The 17,881-nt window shown below is 47.4% G+C and carries 18 protein-coding genes and 1 tRNA gene; 11 read left to right on the top strand and 8 right to left on the bottom strand.

The features are described 5' to 3' along the window. Positions 1-146 precede the first annotated feature (146 nt). Positions 147-1,136: a hypothetical protein gene (locus H7F15_RS07275; RefSeq protein ID WP_185196292.1), complete on the top strand. Its 990-nt coding sequence runs from the start codon at positions 147-149 to the stop codon at positions 1,134-1,136. A gap of 412 nt (positions 1,137-1,548) precedes the next feature. Here H7F15_RS07275 and H7F15_RS07270 read toward each other — a convergent pair whose 3' ends face one another. Together H7F15_RS07270 and H7F15_RS07265 are read right to left on the bottom strand one after the other, a co-directional pair. Next, entirely contained in the window at positions 1,549-2,796 is a 1,248-nt protein-coding gene (locus tag H7F15_RS07270; RefSeq protein ID WP_185196291.1) for a site-specific integrase, read from the bottom strand. A gap of 250 nt (positions 2,797-3,046) precedes the next feature. Next, positions 3,047-3,118 (bottom strand) — tRNA-Glu (locus tag H7F15_RS07265). Between the two features lie 211 nt (positions 3,119-3,329). Here H7F15_RS07265 and gap point away from each other — a divergent pair. From gap to H7F15_RS07245, 4 genes are all read left to right on the top strand, one after another. Beyond that, complete coding sequence (gene gap / locus H7F15_RS07260; RefSeq protein ID WP_185196290.1) at positions 3,330-4,325, top strand: type I glyceraldehyde-3-phosphate dehydrogenase; 996 nt, start codon at positions 3,330-3,332, stop codon at positions 4,323-4,325. Positions 4,326-4,496: 171 nt separating this feature from the next. Then, a complete protein-coding gene (locus H7F15_RS07255; protein ID WP_185196289.1) occupies positions 4,497-5,339 on the top strand; it encodes a universal stress protein in 843 nt (280 codons plus the stop codon). 103 nt (positions 5,340-5,442) lie between these two features. Continuing rightward, positions 5,443-6,327: a diacylglycerol kinase family protein gene (locus H7F15_RS07250; protein WP_185196288.1), complete on the top strand. Its 885-nt coding sequence runs from the start codon at positions 5,443-5,445 to the stop codon at positions 6,325-6,327. 55 nt (positions 6,328-6,382) lie between these two features. Further along, positions 6,383-6,730: a translation initiation factor gene (locus tag H7F15_RS07245; RefSeq protein WP_185196287.1), complete on the top strand. Its 348-nt coding sequence runs from the start codon at positions 6,383-6,385 to the stop codon at positions 6,728-6,730. Positions 6,731-6,866: 136 nt separating this feature from the next. Here the strand turns inward: H7F15_RS07245 and H7F15_RS07240 are convergent, their stop codons facing one another. The 4 genes from H7F15_RS07240 to H7F15_RS07225 form a co-directional block, all read right to left on the bottom strand. Further along, on the bottom strand, positions 6,867-7,292 hold the full coding sequence (locus H7F15_RS07240) for a hypothetical protein (protein WP_185196286.1): 426 nt from the start codon (positions 7,290-7,292) through the stop codon (positions 6,867-6,869). A 57-nt stretch (positions 7,293-7,349) separates the two neighbouring features. Further along, a complete protein-coding gene (kdsB, locus tag H7F15_RS07235) occupies positions 7,350-8,084 on the bottom strand; it encodes a 3-deoxy-manno-octulosonate cytidylyltransferase (protein WP_185196285.1) in 735 nt (244 codons plus the stop codon). A gap of 109 nt (positions 8,085-8,193) precedes the next feature. Next, positions 8,194-8,541, bottom strand: coding sequence for a hypothetical protein (locus H7F15_RS07230; RefSeq protein WP_185196284.1), 348 nt, complete (start codon positions 8,539-8,541; stop codon positions 8,194-8,196). A 137-nt stretch (positions 8,542-8,678) separates the two neighbouring features. Further along, a complete protein-coding gene (locus H7F15_RS07225) occupies positions 8,679-10,025 on the bottom strand; it encodes a nodulation protein NfeD (protein ID WP_185196283.1) in 1,347 nt (448 codons plus the stop codon). A 95-nt stretch (positions 10,026-10,120) separates the two neighbouring features. On the opposite strand from H7F15_RS07225, the gene H7F15_RS07220 reads away from it, so the two are divergent. From H7F15_RS07220 to H7F15_RS07200, 5 genes are all read left to right on the top strand, one after another. Then, positions 10,121-10,888, top strand: coding sequence for a DUF4905 domain-containing protein (locus H7F15_RS07220; RefSeq protein ID WP_185196282.1), 768 nt, complete (start codon positions 10,121-10,123; stop codon positions 10,886-10,888). Positions 10,889-10,902: 14 nt separating this feature from the next. After that, positions 10,903-11,913 (top strand): LysM peptidoglycan-binding domain-containing protein, encoded by a 1,011-nt coding sequence (locus H7F15_RS07215; RefSeq protein WP_185196281.1) that lies wholly within the window; start codon positions 10,903-10,905, stop codon positions 11,911-11,913. 951 nt (positions 11,914-12,864) lie between these two features. Then, positions 12,865-13,641, top strand: coding sequence for a TIGR02757 family protein (locus H7F15_RS07210; protein ID WP_185196280.1), 777 nt, complete (start codon positions 12,865-12,867; stop codon positions 13,639-13,641). Positions 13,642-13,795: 154 nt separating this feature from the next. Continuing rightward, a complete protein-coding gene (locus H7F15_RS07205) occupies positions 13,796-14,590 on the top strand; it encodes an alpha/beta fold hydrolase (protein WP_185196279.1) in 795 nt (264 codons plus the stop codon). Positions 14,591-14,645: 55 nt separating this feature from the next. Then, entirely contained in the window at positions 14,646-15,077 is a 432-nt protein-coding gene (locus tag H7F15_RS07200; RefSeq protein WP_185196278.1) for a hypothetical protein, read from the top strand. 17 nt (positions 15,078-15,094) lie between these two features. On the opposite strand, the gene folK is transcribed toward H7F15_RS07200, so the two are convergent. Then, positions 15,095-15,577: a 2-amino-4-hydroxy-6-hydroxymethyldihydropteridine diphosphokinase gene (gene folK, locus H7F15_RS07195; RefSeq protein ID WP_185196277.1), complete on the bottom strand. Its 483-nt coding sequence runs from the start codon at positions 15,575-15,577 to the stop codon at positions 15,095-15,097. After that, positions 15,570-16,427 (bottom strand): S9 family peptidase, encoded by an 858-nt coding sequence (locus H7F15_RS07190; protein WP_185196276.1) that lies wholly within the window; start codon positions 16,425-16,427, stop codon positions 15,570-15,572. The genes folK and H7F15_RS07190 overlap by 8 nt, the downstream gene beginning before the upstream one ends. Before the next feature lie 312 nt (positions 16,428-16,739). On the opposite strand from H7F15_RS07190, the gene H7F15_RS07185 reads away from it, so the two are divergent. Next, entirely contained in the window at positions 16,740-17,717 is a 978-nt protein-coding gene (locus H7F15_RS07185; protein WP_185196275.1) for a polyprenyl synthetase family protein, read from the top strand. Positions 17,718-17,881: the final 164 nt, after the last annotated feature.

Raw genomic sequence — 17,881 nt, 5'->3', positions numbered from 1 at the left:
AAAAAATTACACACAGTCATTACCTGGAAAAAGGGAGAACAACCTCGACCAACACTGTCTAGATGCCATTGGAGGAACTTGCTGAGCACAGCGATCCTCCAACGAAACACCATCTAGACTAATCGTTATGAGATAGCAAGAAAAGCATGAATACAGTAGTAGATAAAGTAATCAAAAACAAGGTTCATGTCGTTCTGCTAGGTGCTGGAGCAAGTAAAGCAAGTATGCCCAAAGGAGATAAAAATGGTAAGGTTATTCCATTGATGAATGAATTGAATAAGCTTCCAGTAATAAAACAAATATTGAAGGCAAATGAAGCAGAACTAGGTGACAATACATTTGAAGAATTTTATAGTTCATTGACTGCTGAAGAATCAAATACTACCTTCTTGAATGAATTAAATGAAAGCATCTTTAACTATTTTGTAGAATTGGAAATTCTCGATGAGCCAACTATATATGGTTACCTCTTGCTTTCACTTAGAGAATCAGATGTAATAGCTACATTCAATTGGGATCCTTTCATTGTACAGGCATACAGGCGGGTCAGTAGAATAACTAACAAATTACCAAAGGTGCTGTTTTTGCATGGCACTGTCGCATTGGCTAGATGTCCAACACATTATATAGTCGACATTAATGGCAAAGCATGTCCTAAATGTCTTGCTCCACTACAAAGAATTCAATTACTCTATCCTACCACTTCCAAAGACTACGATACTGATCAATATATATATGAACAGTGGCAGGCATTAAGGCACTATCTTTCTTATGCAAGTGGGCTAACGGTCTTTGGTTATGCTGCTCCCAAATCTGATATGGCAGCAATTGATCTTCTGAAAATGGGATGGAGATTAAACGAAGACAGAAAAATGGAAGAAATTGAGATAATTAATACAGATGATGAAATTAAGTTGAAAGATTCTTGGCGAGAATTTATACATACTCATCATTTCTCCATTCACCGCGACTACTTCGATTCTTCAATTGCAAATTTTCCTAGAAGAGTTAGTGAATACTTCTTTTGCAGATTCAATCTAAACGCATGGCTAGACAACCACAAAATAGAAAGAGGCTTGTCATTTCAAGAAATTGAATCTAAAGTAGCGAATCTACTTAAATATGAAAACTCATAACACGGTACAGGCTCCATTCTCGGCTACGCCTCGTTCGCAGCCTGCACTAAACGTTAGAATCAATTTGTACGTATGAAAACAGCTCTAAGTCTAGTTTTATTCTTCAAAGTTAGTAGCGAATACCATGGGAGAGCTTTCTGAAAGAAACAGCGGTTTTGTCAAGCAGCTGCCCTGGCTTCAGGTATTGAGATACAATGAAGGTAAGCGCTTCTATCCGCTCTTTGGGGGGAGCGGCTGAGCCAGTAGCGCAGGTCCTCCTACTCGTCCAGTTCTTTCATTGGGCCCTTTCGGGCAACAGCCTGTATACGCATAGGGGACAATGTATATTTGTAGAGGGCATGAACAATACTGCCCTCTACAAATATACTAAAATGAAAGACACCTTGTTGCTTTCCTAAATACACATCACTGGCTACGGGGAAGGGATGGCAGCATTCACTGCCAGCTCTGGGACATACTTGTTTCGAAGCACCTGCATGTCCTGACTCAGTTTCAGGTCCAGCACCTTGGCATAATGCTGTGTGGTTTTAATGGAAGTATGGCCGAGCATTTTCGAGACGCTCTCCATCGGCACCCCGTTGAGCAGCGTGACAGTGGTAGCAAAGGTGTGTCGGGCAGTGTGGAAGGTGACGGCCTTGTTGATGCCGCACACGTCCATGATTTCTTTCAGGTAAGCGTTCATTTTCTGGTTGCTCAGCACGGGTAGCAACCTGTTCTTGTACAGGCACTGGGGGTGCTGCTGGTACCTGTCCAGTATTATTCTAGCAGCAGGCAGCAGGGGCAGGCGGGTGGGGGTGCCGGTCTTCTGTCGCTGTACAGAGAGCCACGTTTCTCCGTCCACTCCCTTTATAATGTTTTCCTTGGCTAGTTGTTGCACGTCGGTGTAGGCAAGGCCTGTCAGGCAGCAGAACAGGAAGATGTCCCTGACCTGCGAGAGTCGCTCGGTGATCATCTCCTTGGCAGCTATCTTCTCCAGCTCTTCTTCTGTCAGGTAGACCCGCTCCAGCTGCTTTACCTTTCCTTTGTAGTGCAGGAAGGGATCCCGATCCAGCAGGCCCTGGTGCAGGCACTCCCTGATTACTTTCTTGAGCAGCTTGATGTACTTTAAGGTGGAGTTGTTGGAGCACCTGCAGGTACTACGCAAATAAAAGTCATAATCCGAGACAAAGCCGTAGTCCACCTTTTTCAAGTCCAGATCCTTTACCCTATACTTACTTAATATAAAATCCTTTATGTGGTGCAGGGAGGTTTTATAACCCTTAAAGGTGGAAGGGGAGTATTCTAAGCCCAGCAGGGCCTCCACGCGCTGGTTGTGCCCCTGTAGCGCTTCTAGTAGGGTGCAGGCTTTTTCCTGCTTGCCCAGGTAGGCTGCCTTTACCTGGTTGGCCGTGGCTTCTTTGCCTTGTTCGAGCAGCTGGCGGTGGGCTTCATAGATTTTCTGTTGGAGCGTGTCCAGGTAGGCGTTCAAGGAAAGTATCGTTTCACGGGTGCCTATGGCTCTTCCGGCTGATGCATTCCATCCCTTGGGGTAACATTCTCTGGAAGTAGATATTTCAGCTCTTTTTCCAGCAATAGTGATCCGGAGATAGATGGGAACGGGACCTGCCGTGTAGTTTCTGGACTTTTTCAGGTAAAAGATAATTCGGATGCGCTTACTCATGACTTTGTAGCTTTAAAGGTTAATGAAATTAGCCTTGCAGCCAGCCGAAAGCAAGATGTACAGCGTCTGTACAGCTTGTGCGACAGAGAGTTATGATAGATTCGGTGAGTTAAGAAGGTAGCTTAAAATGACGCACCGAATCACGCTCCTTTTTCTCAGGAAAAGCCGAATAATTCGGTAGTGCCAAAATGCAAAAAGCCTGCAAATATTGAATTTGCAGGCTTTTCGCTGAATTTGGTATGATAACTTGTAGTCCGTAGGGGAATCGAACCCCTGTTGCCAGAATGAAAATCTGGAGTCCTAACCCCTAGACGAACGGACCAGTATGTGGTATGTGTCGGTTATTTCCTGAACGACGATGCAAATATAGGTGACAAAAGTGTTTTGCAAAACATTTGAGGTCAAAAAAAACGTAAATACTTGTAAGCGCCTTATTTTCAGGGTAGAAAAAATTATTGGTTTTCCTTAATGCTAATCGTAACTTCGCACCACATTTACTTACCATTTCATTCATCTTACCAAATATAGATACCATGTCTAAAATTAAAGTTGCAATTAACGGTTTTGGCCGTATCGGCAGACTTACTTTTAAGGCTCTGCTTCAGAAGGAGAATGTAGAAGTAGTTGCTATCAACGACCTGACCAATACCAAAACCCTTGCACACCTGCTGAAGTATGACTCCGTACACGGCAAGTTTAACGGTACTGTAGAAGCTACGGAAAACGGCATCATCGTGAATGGTCGTGAGATCAGAATTACGGCAGAGCGTGATCCGAAAAACCTGCCTTGGGGTCAGCTTGGCGTGGATGTAGTGCTGGAGTCTACAGGTCGCTTTGTAGATGAGCAGGGTGCCAGCGGACACCTGGAAGCCGGTGCTAAAAAAGTAGTTATCTCTGCACCTGCAAAAGGCAACATCCCTACGGTAGTACTGGGCGTGAACGAAGACATCCTGAAAGGTGATGAAAAGATCGTTTCTAACGCATCTTGTACTACTAACTGCCTTGCTCCAATGGCAAAAGTGCTGGACGATACATTCGGCATCGAGAAGGGCTATATTACCACTGTACACGCTTACACCTCTGACCAGAGCCTGCAGGATTCTCCGCACAGCGACCTGAGAAGAGCACGTGCAGCTGCTTACTCTATCATCCCGACATCAACAGGCGCTGCTAAAGCAGTTGGTCTGGTATTGCCGCACCTGAAAGGCAAACTGGATGGCGTTGCTATGCGCGTTCCTATTCCGGATGGCTCTCTGACGGACCTTACCTGCGTTCTGAAAAGACCAGCTACCAAAGAAGAGATAAACGCAGCGATGAAAAAAGCGGCGGAAGGCGAAATGAAAGGCATCCTGGAGTATACTGAAGATCCTATCGTTTCTATCGACATCGTTGGTAACGCACACTCTTGTATCTTTGATGCAGAGATGACATCAGCAAACGAGACCCTTGTGAAAGTTGTTGGCTGGTACGACAACGAAACCGGTTACTCTAACCGTGCTGCTGACCTGATCGCCAAGCTCGGAGCGTAGTTACGGACAAAACTATAGTTTACACGAAGCCCGCCATCTGGTGGGCTTTCGTTTTTTAAGTGCGTATATAGAAGTATGATATAAATAAATTATTAAATTGATATATATCATACTTCTGCTAAAAGCATTGGTATACTTTTGTACAAACAAAACCCCATAAATCCCAACACCATGAGACGCATACTTGTACCGACAGATTTCTCAGAACAGGCACAATACGCCTTTGAAGTAGCCATTAACATAGCCCGCCGAACCGGAGCCGCCATAAAACTGCTGCACGTGGTGGATGTGCCCGGTACGACCAGTTTTAGTGCAACCGGCGATGCTACTTACCACGACAACATGGAACAGCTGTATGTTATCCGTCTGCTCGAAACCACAAAGGGAAGTATGACAAAACTGCTGGCCATAACCGACCACGCCGGTGTAGAGGTAGTGCAGGAAGTAGATGTGGACAATGTGGTGAGCAAAATAAAGCGTGTTATTGAAGACGATAAGGTAGACCTGGTGGTAATGGGCTCTAAAGGATCAAGCGGGCTGGATGAGTTCCTGATCGGATCTAACACAGAGAAGGTAGTGCGCACTGCCAACTGCCCGGTGCTGACTATAAAGCAGCGACAGACAGACTTTGAGATCAGAGAGATTGTGCTGGCTTCTAACTTCAGACGCGAGATAAGCAAGGCCATGGATGCGTTCAAGTATTTTCAGCAGCTATTCGGGGCGCGCCTGCACCTGGTTTACATCAACACGCCGGGCGCTTTTGAGTCGAGCAGCAATCTGCGCAGCAAGCTGGCACACGTGGCCGAAAAATATGGTCTACACAACTATACCATCAATATTTACAACGATACGATAGAAGAAGATGGCATCCTGCATTTTGCTGAAGATATCAACGCCGATATGATTATGATGGCAACGCACGGACGCACCGGACTGGCGCACCTGCTGAGCGGTAGTATAGCCGAAGACCTGGTAAACCACACCAGTCGCCCGGTACTGACTTACCAGATCTAAAATACAATTCCTGTTTCATACTAAGCCCGGCTATACAAGTGTAGCCGGGTTTTTTGTTTACAGCTGTAACGGTTACTTTTGTAGTTATACTTTAGCAAGCAGCATGAGCACACGTCCGCGCGTCCGGTTTATTATAAATCCTGTTTCGGGTACCCGTAGCAAGGTAGATGTGGCTGCACGCATAAAACTTTACCTGGACCACGGGAAGCTGGACCACGATATTGTGTACACCGATTATGCCGGCCACGCCACAGAACTGGCTGCCGCCGCTGCCGCTGCCAACTATAGCATTGTGGTGGCTGTAGGCGGAGATGGCACTGTAAACGAAGTAGCCCGCGGATTACGACACACCGATACGGCCCTGGCCATACTTCCCAAAGGCTCAGGCAACGGTTTGGCCCGCCACCTGCATATTCCGCTGCAGCTCAACAGTGCTATTAAAATGCTGAGTACAGGCAAGATAACGCGTATTGATAGCGGAACTATAAACGACATGCCCTTTTTTACCACAGCGGGTATTGGGTTTGATGCGTACATCTCGTCGGTTTTTGCCGGAAATAAGCGCCGCGGCCTGAAAACGTATGTAGAACTGGTACTGAAAGAGGTGAGGGCCTACAAACACCTGCCCGTAAAAGTATGGCTGAACGAGAAGGAACTACAAACCGACTGTTTTGTACTGGCCTTTGCCAACGCTGCGCAGTACGGTAACAATGCCTACATCGCGCCCCTCGCCGATATTCAGGATGGTTTACTGGATGTGTGCCTGATCCGGCAGCTGGACTTTGTGAAAGCCCTGAATCTGAGCTACTGTATGCTGACCAGACAGCTGGCAAACCCACATAGCGCAGAGTATTTTAAAACCACCGAAGTGCGCGTAGAAACTGAAGTACCTATGATGTTTCATGTAGACGGCGAGTTCAAAGGAAAAGAGAATCAGTTTGAGGTAAAAATAAACCCGCTATCGCTGAAGGTACTTATACCTGCGTAATGAATATTGCTTAGCTATTCTGTTATTCAAAATTCAGTTATTCAAAATTAAAACCATGAAAGATAAAAATAAGAAAGGCCGCCAGGGAGTTGTTTACTCTACAAGCTCTGATTTTGAGTACCAGTACGAACAGGAAAATGAAGCCGAAACACTGCCGCCGCAGCAACAGAACCTGAAAGTGATGCTCGATAAAAAAGCGCGCGGAGGTAAGCAGGTAACACTGGTGGAAGGCTTTGTAGGCACCGATGAGGACCTGAAAGAACTTGGCAAAATGCTGAAGAACAAATGCGGTGTTGGTGGTTCTGCCAAAGATGGCGAAATACTTATCCAGGGCGATTTCAGGGACAAAGTGCTGCAAACCCTGCAGGCAGCCGGTTACAAAGCAAAGCGTGTAGGGGGCTGAGTTTTAATTTTGAATGAGTGAATGTTAGTCCCTGACTTGATTTTGCTTTATTGCAGTGTTCGGGGTTTTTACAGGCTGCCTGGCCCTGCTTTTGGGTCAGAGTTTGAAGCCAACGATCCATTCGCCACTTTAGAAACTATAGATTCCCGATCTGTTTAAGATACCTTGCGGGGCCGTGCAGGTGGTAGAAGTTAACAGACTGCTGTACAAAAATTTTACCGGCCAGGGCTGATGCTTTAGGTGGTTCGGGTTTGTAGCTTATAGTTTGTTTTGACTTGCCCTGCACGCGTTGGTAACCTATCCGGGCAAGTTTCTTATCCAGCTCTTTTACCGACAGGCCCTTAACCGGAATGCGGCGTTCCTCACGACGAAACCAAATAACTATAGCCAGGCTGAAGAGCAGTGAAAATACAGCTGCTGTAAAAAACACCTCACCTATAGTTCCGGTGGGGTTCTCTTCAAACTTCCCGGTAATGCCATACCACACAGCCGTCAGCAAACTATACATCAGGAAGAAATACACATTCAGCTTCAGAAACCGCAGCAAACTATAGTTTCGCATTTCTAATGATTAATTAATAATAATGACTAAGTAATTCTGAACATCAATAATTACCCATTATAAATTATTCATTACCCGCTGCAGGTCCTCGGGCGAGTCGATACCTATTGTTTCGAACTCGGTGAGGGCGGTGGTAATCTTAAAGCCGTTCTCCAGCCAGCGCAACTGCTCCAGCGATTCGGCCAGTTCCAGCGCCGATGGCGGCAATTGCGTGATCTGCTCTAAAATATCGGCTCGGTACCCGTAAATGCCGATGTGCTTGTAGTAGGTGTGCTGTTTGTGCCAGATGTCCTGGGGCACGTTGCGGCAATAAGGAATAGGTTGGCGGCTGAAGTACAACGCATCGCCGGAGGTGCTGAGCACTACTTTAGGCGCGTTCACGTTGAATAGTTCTTCCTCTGATTTTATCTTTTTTACAAGCGTGGCCAACTGGGTGCCCGGACGTTGAAAACAACTGGCTACCAGGTCTATCTGCTCCGGCTTTATAAAAGGTTCGTCGCCCTGTATGTTGACGATGTATTCGTAAGGCTTGTCGTGCAGCTTGTAGGCTTCGAAGCAGCGGTCAGTGCCGCTCTGGTGATGCTCGGCGGTCATTATTGCCTTGCCGCCAAAACCTGTTACGTGGTTGTAAATACGGTCGTCGTCGGTGGCAACTATAACTTCTGCCAGTCCCGATGCCGAAGCCTGTTCGTATACTCGCCGGATCATGGTTTTGCCGTTGATATCGGTGAGGGGTTTTCCCGGAAATCGGGTTGAAGCAAAGCGGGCCGGGATAATGCCGAGTACGTCCATAGTTTACAGGTTATAGTTGCAGCCCAAATATACGGAAGTGTTCCCTTTTATAGGTAATCCGGGCAGTATTCCTTTAAAACCCGACCGCTTGTCCTGCTAAAGCAAACTATTATAGTTTTTCAATAGAAATGATCCGGATGCCCGGCATAGAACGATCCTGCGTAGAAAGTCCACAGCGCCGGTCAATTGTCTCGCCGGTTTCGGTATAGGTAACCTTAACGGGCACAGTACCTTCCTCCACTTTAAACGAATCGTCTATAGTTGCTTCATCTTCAGGCTTATAGTCTTTGCCGTCTATGGTCAGTTTAAAGCCGCAGCCATCCACCATGTATTCTCCCGACCATTCCAGCTGGGCTTCTTTTGTGATTGTCTGATCTTTGGAGTTCATGTTTTTCTGGGAGCAGGATGCCAACAGCGCCGATGCCGAAACTATAGCTGCAAGTAAGGAAAGCTTCATGGAAGTTTAGGAGTTAGAGAGTTTAAGAAGTTAGAAAGTTGGGAGGTTAAAAAGTTAGAAAGTCTAATAATGAGTAGCCTCGGTTAATGATCAACAATTTAACAATACAGCCATTTAACAATACAGTCATTGAGTCATCAGACCTTTTTTACCCGGAGGGCGAAGGTGCTGTGGTCTATTACTTGTACTGTTTCGCCTTTTTCGATGTAGCCTTCGCGGGCCTGTGCGTCATAAAGAGTGTCGTCGATCATGACGCGTCCGGTTGGGGTCATACGGGTATGGGCAATGCCGGTTTTACCTACCAGGTGCGAGGCATCGGCAGACGAACGATACCCTTCGGAGCCCTGGAACGAATCGTGCAGGATAACGCGCTGCATGGTACGGCTGGCGGCAAAGCGGTTCCAGGTAAGCGCTACCAGCACCACGGAGCCTACCATGCCCAGCAACACCGATATCAGGCTCTGCATCAGGGCGCTGGATGGCACAAACGTAAAGTCGAAGTTCTCGTTGTTTACCATTACCAGCACCAGCGATACAAACACCAGGATAATACCACTGATGCCCGTTACACCAAAGCCCGGTATGACCAGCACTTCCACACCGATCAGTATAAGTCCCGCTATAAAAAGCAGTATCTCCCAATTCTCGGCCAGGCCGTTCAGGTAGTAAGGCGTCAGGTATAAAATGCCAGCCAGCACCGCTACCGCCAGCGGAAATCCAATGCCTGGCGACTGCAGCTCATAGTATAACCCTCCCATGATCAGCAACAGCAGAACACCACTGATGACCGGGTTCAGGAAGAAAGAGATGATCTTGTTGGAGGTGCTAAGCTCGTATTTCACCACTTCGGCATCCTGCAGGTTAAGTTGCTGCAATACCTGCTCCACGTTGGTTGCCACGCCATCGCAAAAGCCATATTTTATAGCTTCGGTTGTCGTTAAGGTCAGTACCTGTCCGGCAGAGAGGGTACTGTCTACACTGGCTTCCACCATGGCTTCGGCCAGGTGCGGGTTGCGGCCCTGCGCCTCGGCTGTAGAGCGCATTATAGAGCGCATATAGCTCTGGTATTTGCCGGGAGCCGCTTCGCCGCTGGCACTTACTACTGTTGCCGCCCCGATGTTTGCGCCCGGCGCCATGTAAATGCTGTCGGAGGCCAGGGATATTAAAGCACCCGCCGATGCCGCATTTTTATTGATGAACACATACACCGGTTTCGGGTATTCCAGTATGCGTTTTCTGATCTCATCCGCATCGTTCAGAGCGCCGCCAAAAGTATCGAGTACCAGTAGAACGTGGTCGGCTTTTATTTCGGTAGCGTGGTTCAGGGCCAGCTCGGTGTAACGGTTGGTGCGCGGGTCTATCTCTGCCTTTATTTCCATCAGCAATACTTTCTGCTGCTGTGCCTGAACTATAGCTGGCAGCAACAGTAGCAGCGGAAGCAGGTAACATAGAATAAAGTGCCGGTGGTTTGCCTCAGATTTCATAATTTTGCGGGTGAAGAAGTGCTATTTTGCCTGAATATAGTAAAAAGTTAAGAGTTATACTTCCACTACTGTATACATACGATTTTGGAGCCCCCGTGTGGCGCCTGCGCCTGGATACCACGGCAAACCGGCTGGGCCTGGAAGTGCGCGACGGCGACCTGCTGCTCGCCGATTTCTATAGTCTGGAGCTAAGCCGGAACGAGCTTACCAAACTACCTTTGCCGGCTGCTAAAAACTGGTGGCTGGGGCTGGAAGATGCGCATGAAAGTTTACTGTTGCTGCATGGCTACGGCAACCGGCAGGTGGGCGAGCATAAGGGCATTTTCGCCTATAGTTCCGAAACAGGTAAACTGGCCTGGGAGCAACCCGAACTGGCTTTTTACGGCATTGCAGCAACCGGTGTACTGGCCCTGGAGCCCGAACAAAAAACACTTGTGCAATTGCAACCAGATTCCGGAACTATAGTCAGGCAAAATGTGTCGCTGGTACGCGGTGCGGAAGAAGTAGCAAACTATAGCAGAGCGCGCTACCAGCACTGCACTTACCCGATGCTGTACCTGGAAGGTGAAAAATATTTTGCGGAGGTGGCTGATTTTCTGAGACAACAGTTACACGTAGAGCCTATGGGCGGCATTGAGTATGCTGAAGCAGGAGAATACATCGTTGTTAGTTATTATACCACTGCCGCAAACTCAAAAACGGATAATATGCTGAGCGTTTTTGACCTGCACGGCAAACCAAAATTAAATAAGCACCTTGCCCGCGGATTAAGTGGAATTGGTTCAGATACTTTTATTATCTTTAACCAAAAATTATACTTTATTCAGGACAGAAACACATTAGTTGTTCATAACCTTACATAGTTTACCTTTTAGCCATGGTACGCATATTTTTACTTGCTCTTTTAGTATCACCTGTATTTGCATTTTCGGCATCGGCCCTGGAGCTTACGGCCCGCCGCGACTCGGTAGGAATAGAGCGCCGCAACGGAAAGCTTTTTGTGAAGCATAAGGTAGAGCCAAAAGAGACCCTTTATGCCCTATCGCGCAAGTATGGTGTGCCTGTGTCGCAGATCGTGGAGTCGAACCCATCTGTTGAGGCAAGTATCAAGATCGGCCAGGTGGTTTTTATCCCGAGCAAGGCACCGCTTTCGGCTGCTGTTAATGCCAATGCAAAGCCTGCCACCCCTGCTAAAGCTACGGTAACTACTGCAGTACCTGCTGCCAGCAACCGGACCTTTACTGTAAATGCCAAAGGCGAGAAGATACATGTTGTAGAAGCCCGACAGACACTTTACAGCATTTCGCGCATGCACGGTATTTCTGTTGATAATCTGAAAGCCTGGAACAAACTGCCTGACAACAACATCGAGATCGGTGCTGAGCTAATTGTGGGCAAAGGCGCTGTGCCAACTGCCAGCAAGCCAGTTTACGTACCCGAAGCTGATGATGAAGTAACCAACAAACCGGTAGCCACCACCACACCTGCTAAACCTGCTGCCACTACTTCTGCTTCTGCAGATGCCACCGTGGCAGAGCCTGCCACCAATACAACTCCGGTAACAGCTGTGAGTGAGCGTGAAGAAGATGCTGGAACTACAGTAACGGAAGCGGGTGTAAAGAAAGTGATCGAAACAGGTATGGCTGAAATGATTGACCCGAAAGCCGATACCAATAAATACCTGGCTTTGCACAAATCGGCCCCGGTTGGTACTATTATGCAGGTGAAAAACGCAATGAATAACAATGTAGTGTATGTGCGTGTGATCGGTAAGCTTCCTGAAACAGGTGCCAACAGCAATGTGGTCGTGCGTATCTCTAAAAAGGCTTATCAAAAGCTTGGCGCTGTTGATCAGAAGTTCAGAGTAGAAGTGTCGTATATGCCGTAATAGTCGGTTTAGCTAAAATAAGGATGAAGCCTGGGCAGTAATGTTCAGGCTTTTTCAATGGTTTTAGCAGGGTTTATCACGTAATTACAAATCGTGAGTTTCAGCTTTATATATCATCCTAAGCGTTATACTAGAGATCATAATTGTCCTATAGCTACATCTTTCTTGTGTCATGTCGAGCACAGCCGAGCCATCTTATGAATCCTATAGTTCATCCCACACTACTGTCATTTCGAGTGTAACGAGAAATCTATCTCAGCCTATAGTTGATGCACTAAGGCTATAGTTCTATAGTTGACTTTGCTTACTGCTGGAACCTAGCCTTCTTTCTATAGTTAAATCCAATCCTGGGAGCTCTACTAACCTACAGTTTTATAGTATGCTCGGCTCCCTCCCGGGCCGGGAGGCCCCGTCTTCGGGCATCGCGCTGCTGCCTTCTTGCTATCCTCGTGTCTCGGATTGCCTGACGGCACCGCAACAAGTCAAAGGCGCTCAACCCAAAGACTGAGATCAAATTCGATAGCTTGCGACTTAGATATAGTTGGTCTATTGACTTTTAGCTGTAGCAGATCGGCTTAGTGTTCGCGGCTGTAGTTCCTTTTGTCAGGCTGCGCCTGCCTGTTCGTGGGCTGTAACTATAGAACTATAGCGTAAACTTTAACATAGACGGAGACTGTCCCCTTGAGGGGACTATAGGGGTGTTAAAACAATCACTATGAAACTATAGCTTCAATTATAACAGTAGCAGAGTTCCCCTCCTTGGATAAGGAGGGGCAGGGGTGGTTGGACCACGGCAACTATAGAACTATAGCTTCCAACTATAGCAACACCCAAATCCTGAAAATCCTTTAATCCTGTAAATCCTGATTCAGACAAACCATTCATAATTTATAATTCAGCATTCATAATTACTTTTACAACCCGTATACTTCAGCTTAAAAGCACAAACCCATGAAGCAAGACATTGCTGCCATCAAAGCCTTACTCGATGACCGGGTGGCGAAATACAACCAGCCTGCCTTCATCCCGAACGACCCGGTATCTATTCCGCACCGGTTCACAAAAAAGCAGGACATTGAAATAAGCGGCTTTTTTGCGTCTATACTTGCCTGGGGGCAGCGCAAAACCATTATCAACAACTGCGTTAAGCTGATGAACCTGATGGACAATGCCCCGCACGATTTTATTCTTAACCACCAGGAGCAGGACCTGCCACGCTTCTTGGGTTTCAAGCACCGCACTTTTAACGACACCGACCTGCTTTATTTCATCCATTTTTTTAACTGGTACTATAGCCTGCACCAGAGCCTCGAGACCGCTTTTACAGGCGTGCACAACGAGATCAGATACCAGAAAGACCGTCTGATGTACTTCCACGACTTGGTATTCAGCCTCGAAGATGCGCCCCACCGTACCAAAAAGCATATCTCTACACCGGCACGTAAATCAGCCTGTAAACGCATAAACATGTACCTGCGGTGGATGGTGCGCCAGGACAACAACGGTGTGGATTTTGGTATTTGGCAAACTATGAAACCAGCCGACCTGGTATGCCCTTGCGATGTGCACGTGGAGCGGGTGGCCCGTCGGCTCGGTCTGATCACACGAAAAGGCATGGACTGGCAAACGGCCGAGGAACTGACAGATCACCTCCGCGCTTTCGACCCGACCGACCCCGTTAAATATGATTATGCGCTGTTCGGGCTGGGTGTGGAAGAAAAGTTTTAAACCATAGAATCTGCCTTAAACAACTGGTGAGCTATAGTTTTGAAGTGAGGCTGCTGAACGCCGGGTATGTAATTTCTAAGATCGGTGGTTAAACTTGCTTTTTTGTGTACCTTTGGTGATTCTGCTCTTTTAAATCATAACTAAACTCCCGCCAATGACAGCTACCGAGAAACTGAATGTGAAAGTATCAGGACAAGGCAAACAACCTATGCTTTTTGCACATGGTTATGGTTGCGACCAGAAAATGTGGCGCTACATTACGCCTGCCTTCGAGAACGATTATCAGATCATCCTTTTCGACCATGTTGGCTTTGGTAACTCAGATGTTTCGGACTATTCTATAAGCAAATACAACTCGCTGGAGGCCTACGCCAACGATGTACTGGCTATTATAGAAGAACTGAACCTGCAGGACGTGATCTTTGTGGGGCATTCTGTAAGTGCCATGATCGGTGTGCTGGCATCTAACAAACAACCGGAGCGGTTTGCAAAGCTGGTACTGATCGGCCCGTCGCCGTGCTATGTGAACGATGAAGATTACATTGGCGGCTTTACCGAAGAAAACATTAACGGCCTGATAAGTACCCTGGAGAGCGACTACCTGACCTGGGCCAACACCATGGCACCTGTAATTATGGGCAACCCCGACAGACCGGAACTTGGCCAGGAACTGGCAGACAGCTTTTGTAGCAGCAACATAGAGGTAGCCAAAGACTTTGCCCGCATCACCTTTTTATCAGATAACCGGCACGACCTGGATAAGGTAACCACCGATACAATGATATTGCAGTGCGCAGACGATGTGATCGCTCCGGAAGTGGTAGGCCGGTATGTGCATGCGCATGTGGCTGGCAGCCGGTTTGTGCAAATGGAGGCCGTAGGTCATTGCCCCAATCTCAGCGCTCCAGACGAAACTATAATAGCTATAAAGGATTTCTTAAATAAGTAAGTAGCAGCGCCGGATTGGCATAACATGTTTATGCTGCCTTGCAGCCAGGTAATTGATGGATAAACAGGAATTAAAGAAATTTAACGGCGATATCTTTTTTGAAGCGCAAAGAGCTGCCGATAATTCCTATATCTATGCCAACTGGATCGGGGTGCAATCGTTGGAGAGCATTGTGATGGGTGGCAACCTGCTGCTGGCCATGCTCCGGAAACAACATTGTCCTGTAATTGTGAACAACACCCACGAACAAGTTGGTCCCTGGGAGGTAGGAATCAATTTTCTGGTTTACAAATGGGCGCCCGAGGCCAAAGTGTTAGGCGTTAAATACTTTGCACATATCCTTTCGTACGGCATCTTTGGCCGCACCTCCTTCGATACATTTGCCCCGCTGGTAAGTTCCTTTTTTGAGGTAGCAGCCTTTGAAGACGAAAACACCGCCAAAATCTGGGCAAAAGCAAAAGCCACCTCCAGTAAAGTTACTATCTGAGCTTAGCCCGGGTACTGTTATTCTACCACATGTACTTCCAACTCATCGGGGCATACCTGCAGCAGTTGTGTTATAGTTTGATGTAGTACCGGGTGTATCAGATTCGATGCAATCTCGTGTAAAGGCAGCAGCGTAAAGCGGCGCAGGTGTAGTTGCGGGTGCGGTATGGTCAGGCGTTGGGTCTGCTGCACAAGGTTATCGTAAAACAGAATGTCGATATCGATCACGCGGGCTCCCCAATGCTCCAGGCGCTCGCGGCCCAGGTCGTGCTCTATCTGGTTTATAGTTTGCAGCACCTCCTCGGCACTCAGGTTAGTTTCTACTTCCAGAACCTGGTTCAGGAAGCTGGGTTGGTCTGTTTTGCCCCACGCAGCTGTCTCGTAAATGGCCGATGTTTGAACTATAGTTCCGACACGTTGGGCTATCGTTTCGCGGGCTTGTTGCAGGTATAGGGTGCGGTTGCCGAGGTTGCCTCCCAGCAATAAATACAGCTTAGGCATGCTTCCTGAAAAAATCTATACTATAGTCTGCAGCAACACGGGCTGCTTCGGGCAGTTCGTTTTTCTCGTATGGGTGCATCCCGCCGAACGAGTGATCGGCGCCGGGCAGCAGGTGCATTTCAGCATCAGGTTTCCAGCTTTGCAGGTCATGGGCCATTTGTACAGGCAGGGTTTCGTCTTCTTCGCCGTGCAGGATAAGCAACGGCTGCTGCATGTTCTTGATCACTTTGGGTATCTCCAGGCGATGGCGGTTGGCCAGGTAGTTTTCCATTATCTGGTAATACATTGGCATTTTCTGGCCGGTGCGGGCATTGGTTATCCATTGTACACCTTCTTTCTGCCACTTATCGTTCTCCAGTTCGTCCCAGCGCTGGTCAAATTTATTAACCGCCGCCCAGGTAGCAACCGCTTTTATACGGGTATCTTCTGCAGCTTTTAAAATAACTGAACCACCACCGCGGCTGTGCCCGATCAGGAACAGTTTTTCCGGGTCCATTTCGTTGTGAGGCAGCGGTCCTTCTACGTTGTGCACCAGGTCTATCAGCGCTTTCAGGTCGTCGAGTTCCAGGCAGAAGTTGTTGTTACCAAAAGCTTCCAGGTCGTGCACATCGGAGTAATCTTCCAGCGTGGTGCCGTTATAGGCAAAGTTAAACTTTATAAATACGAACCCACGCTCGGCAAAATACTGCGCCAGCAGGTTAAAGTGGCCCCAGTCTTTAAAGCCTTTAAAACCGTGCGTAAAGATCACCACCGGCTTCGGTTTATCAGACGGAACATACACAGCATCAGCGGTAAACGGACGACCATGTTCCGGATATACCACAAAGTCAACTTTTAAAGTATCTGCCATAAAATTGTATTTATCGGGTGATTCTGTAGCTTGCTTTAACGTAACTTTATAGCCGATTGTTAGATGGTGTACTGGTTGAAATGTTAAATTACCAGATGGTTTATTAGTCGGATTAAGTTACCGCAACAGTCCCGTTCAAGTATCGTTAATTTCCTGCAAACTATCATTTATTAAAATGAAAACGAACTACGGTCTATCCATTTCGGCTTAAAAGTTCTGGTATCCGGCCATTTAAGCAGTTAACAATTTAACAATTAAGCAAAGCAGGTTTGGAAACCATAACAGGAGACCGTAATATTGCACTCTTAACACATGAGCAGCACCCTTAACCAGATACAAGCGCCCATAGCGGCCGAGATGGAGCTTTTCGAGAAGAAGTTCCGGGCTTCTATGAAGTCGAAAGTGCTGCTTTTGGACCGGATCATGAGTTACATCGTGAAGCGCAAAGGCAAACAGATGCGCCCGATGTTCGTGTTCTTCACGGCCAAACTATACCACGAAACGATAGCTGATGCCACTTACCGCGGTGCTGCCCTTATAGAGCTTCTGCACACGGCCACGCTGGTGCACGACGATGTGGTAGACGACGCCAACTATAGACGCGGGTTCTTTTCGGTAAATGCCCTCTGGAAAAACAAGATCGCGGTGTTGGTAGGCGATTACCTGCTCTCGAAAGGCTTGCTGCTTTCACTGAACAATGATGATTTCGAACTGCTGAAGATCGTATCGAATGCGGTACGTGAAATGAGTGAGGGAGAGTTGCTGCAGATCGAAAAAGCCCGCCGCCTGGACATTGACGAAGCCGTGTATTTTGATATCATCCGTCAGAAAACTGCCTCGCTGATTGCCTCATGCTGTGCTGTAGGTGCTGCCTCTGCGGGAGCATCAAAAGAAGAAATAGAGAAAGCCCGTTTATTTGGCGAGAAAGTGGGCATTGCCTTCCAGATAAAAGATGACCTTTTTGATTACGGTACCGCTGAGATCGGCAAGCCGGTGGGCATCGATATCAAGGAAAAGAAAATGACCCTGCCATTGATACACGCCCTTCGCAACGCCGACTGGCTGACCAAGCGCCGCGTGATCTACAACGTAAAAAATAACAACGGCGACAACAAGCGCGTGCAGCAGGTAATTGATTTTGTAAAGCAGTCCGGCGGTATCGAGTATACAGTAGAGGTTATGAACCGCTACCATGCCGAAGCCCTCGAAATTCTGCACACCTTCCCGGATAACCCTTCCCGTCGCTCACTCGAGCAACTGATCGCCTATACTATAGAGCGGGAGAAATAGACCAGTGATTAAGAGGATTAGACTGATTTAACAGGATTTTCTGAACCGAGATCAATGGGATTTGTTGGATTAATAGGATGTAGAGACGCAATACGTTGCGTCTTTTTTGTTATACCTTTTGTCTAAAACATGATTTTCAGGATTAAAGGATAAATCGGATTATT

Origin of the sequence: Pontibacter sp. Tf4, assembly GCF_014212495.1 — a bacterium.
In the GTDB taxonomy this organism is placed as follows: Bacteria; Bacteroidota; Bacteroidia; order Cytophagales; family Hymenobacteraceae; genus Pontibacter.
The sequence above is the reverse complement of the archived record's forward strand: the minus strand, read 5'-3'. Positions and strand labels throughout refer to the sequence as shown.

Excerpts from the sequence above, each read along its gene's own strand:
- folK (WP_185196277.1), bottom strand. The coding sequence starts at position 15,577 with ATGCCTAAGCTGTATTTATTGCTGGGAGGCAACCTCGGCAACCGCACC.
- H7F15_RS07250 (WP_185196288.1), top strand. The coding sequence starts at position 5,443 with ATGAGCACACGTCCGCGCGTCCGGTTTATTATAAATCCTGTTTCGGGT.
- H7F15_RS07210 (WP_185196280.1), top strand. The coding sequence starts at position 12,865 with ATGAAGCAAGACATTGCTGCCATCAAAGCCTTACTCGATGACCGGGTG.
- H7F15_RS07230 (WP_185196284.1), bottom strand. The coding sequence starts at position 8,541 with ATGAAGCTTTCCTTACTTGCAGCTATAGTTTCGGCATCGGCGCTGTTG.
- H7F15_RS07190 (WP_185196276.1), bottom strand. The coding sequence starts at position 16,427 with ATGGCAGATACTTTAAAAGTTGACTTTGTGGTATATCCGGAACATGGT.
- H7F15_RS07275 (WP_185196292.1), top strand. The coding sequence starts at position 147 with ATGAATACAGTAGTAGATAAAGTAATCAAAAACAAGGTTCATGTCGTT.
- H7F15_RS07200 (WP_185196278.1), top strand. The coding sequence starts at position 14,646 with ATGGATAAACAGGAATTAAAGAAATTTAACGGCGATATCTTTTTTGAA.
- gap (WP_185196290.1), top strand. The coding sequence starts at position 3,330 with ATGTCTAAAATTAAAGTTGCAATTAACGGTTTTGGCCGTATCGGCAGA.
- H7F15_RS07255 (WP_185196289.1), top strand. The coding sequence starts at position 4,497 with ATGAGACGCATACTTGTACCGACAGATTTCTCAGAACAGGCACAATAC.
- H7F15_RS07215 (WP_185196281.1), top strand. The coding sequence starts at position 10,903 with ATGGTACGCATATTTTTACTTGCTCTTTTAGTATCACCTGTATTTGCA.
- H7F15_RS07240 (WP_185196286.1), bottom strand. The coding sequence starts at position 7,292 with ATGCGAAACTATAGTTTGCTGCGGTTTCTGAAGCTGAATGTGTATTTC.
- H7F15_RS07270 (WP_185196291.1), bottom strand. The coding sequence starts at position 2,796 with ATGAGTAAGCGCATCCGAATTATCTTTTACCTGAAAAAGTCCAGAAAC.
- H7F15_RS07205 (WP_185196279.1), top strand. The coding sequence starts at position 13,796 with ATGACAGCTACCGAGAAACTGAATGTGAAAGTATCAGGACAAGGCAAA.
- kdsB (WP_185196285.1), bottom strand. The coding sequence starts at position 8,084 with ATGGACGTACTCGGCATTATCCCGGCCCGCTTTGCTTCAACCCGATTT.
- H7F15_RS07225 (WP_185196283.1), bottom strand. The coding sequence starts at position 10,025 with ATGAAATCTGAGGCAAACCACCGGCACTTTATTCTATGTTACCTGCTT.
- H7F15_RS07245 (WP_185196287.1), top strand. The coding sequence starts at position 6,383 with ATGAAAGATAAAAATAAGAAAGGCCGCCAGGGAGTTGTTTACTCTACA.
- H7F15_RS07185 (WP_185196275.1), top strand. The coding sequence starts at position 16,740 with ATGAGCAGCACCCTTAACCAGATACAAGCGCCCATAGCGGCCGAGATG.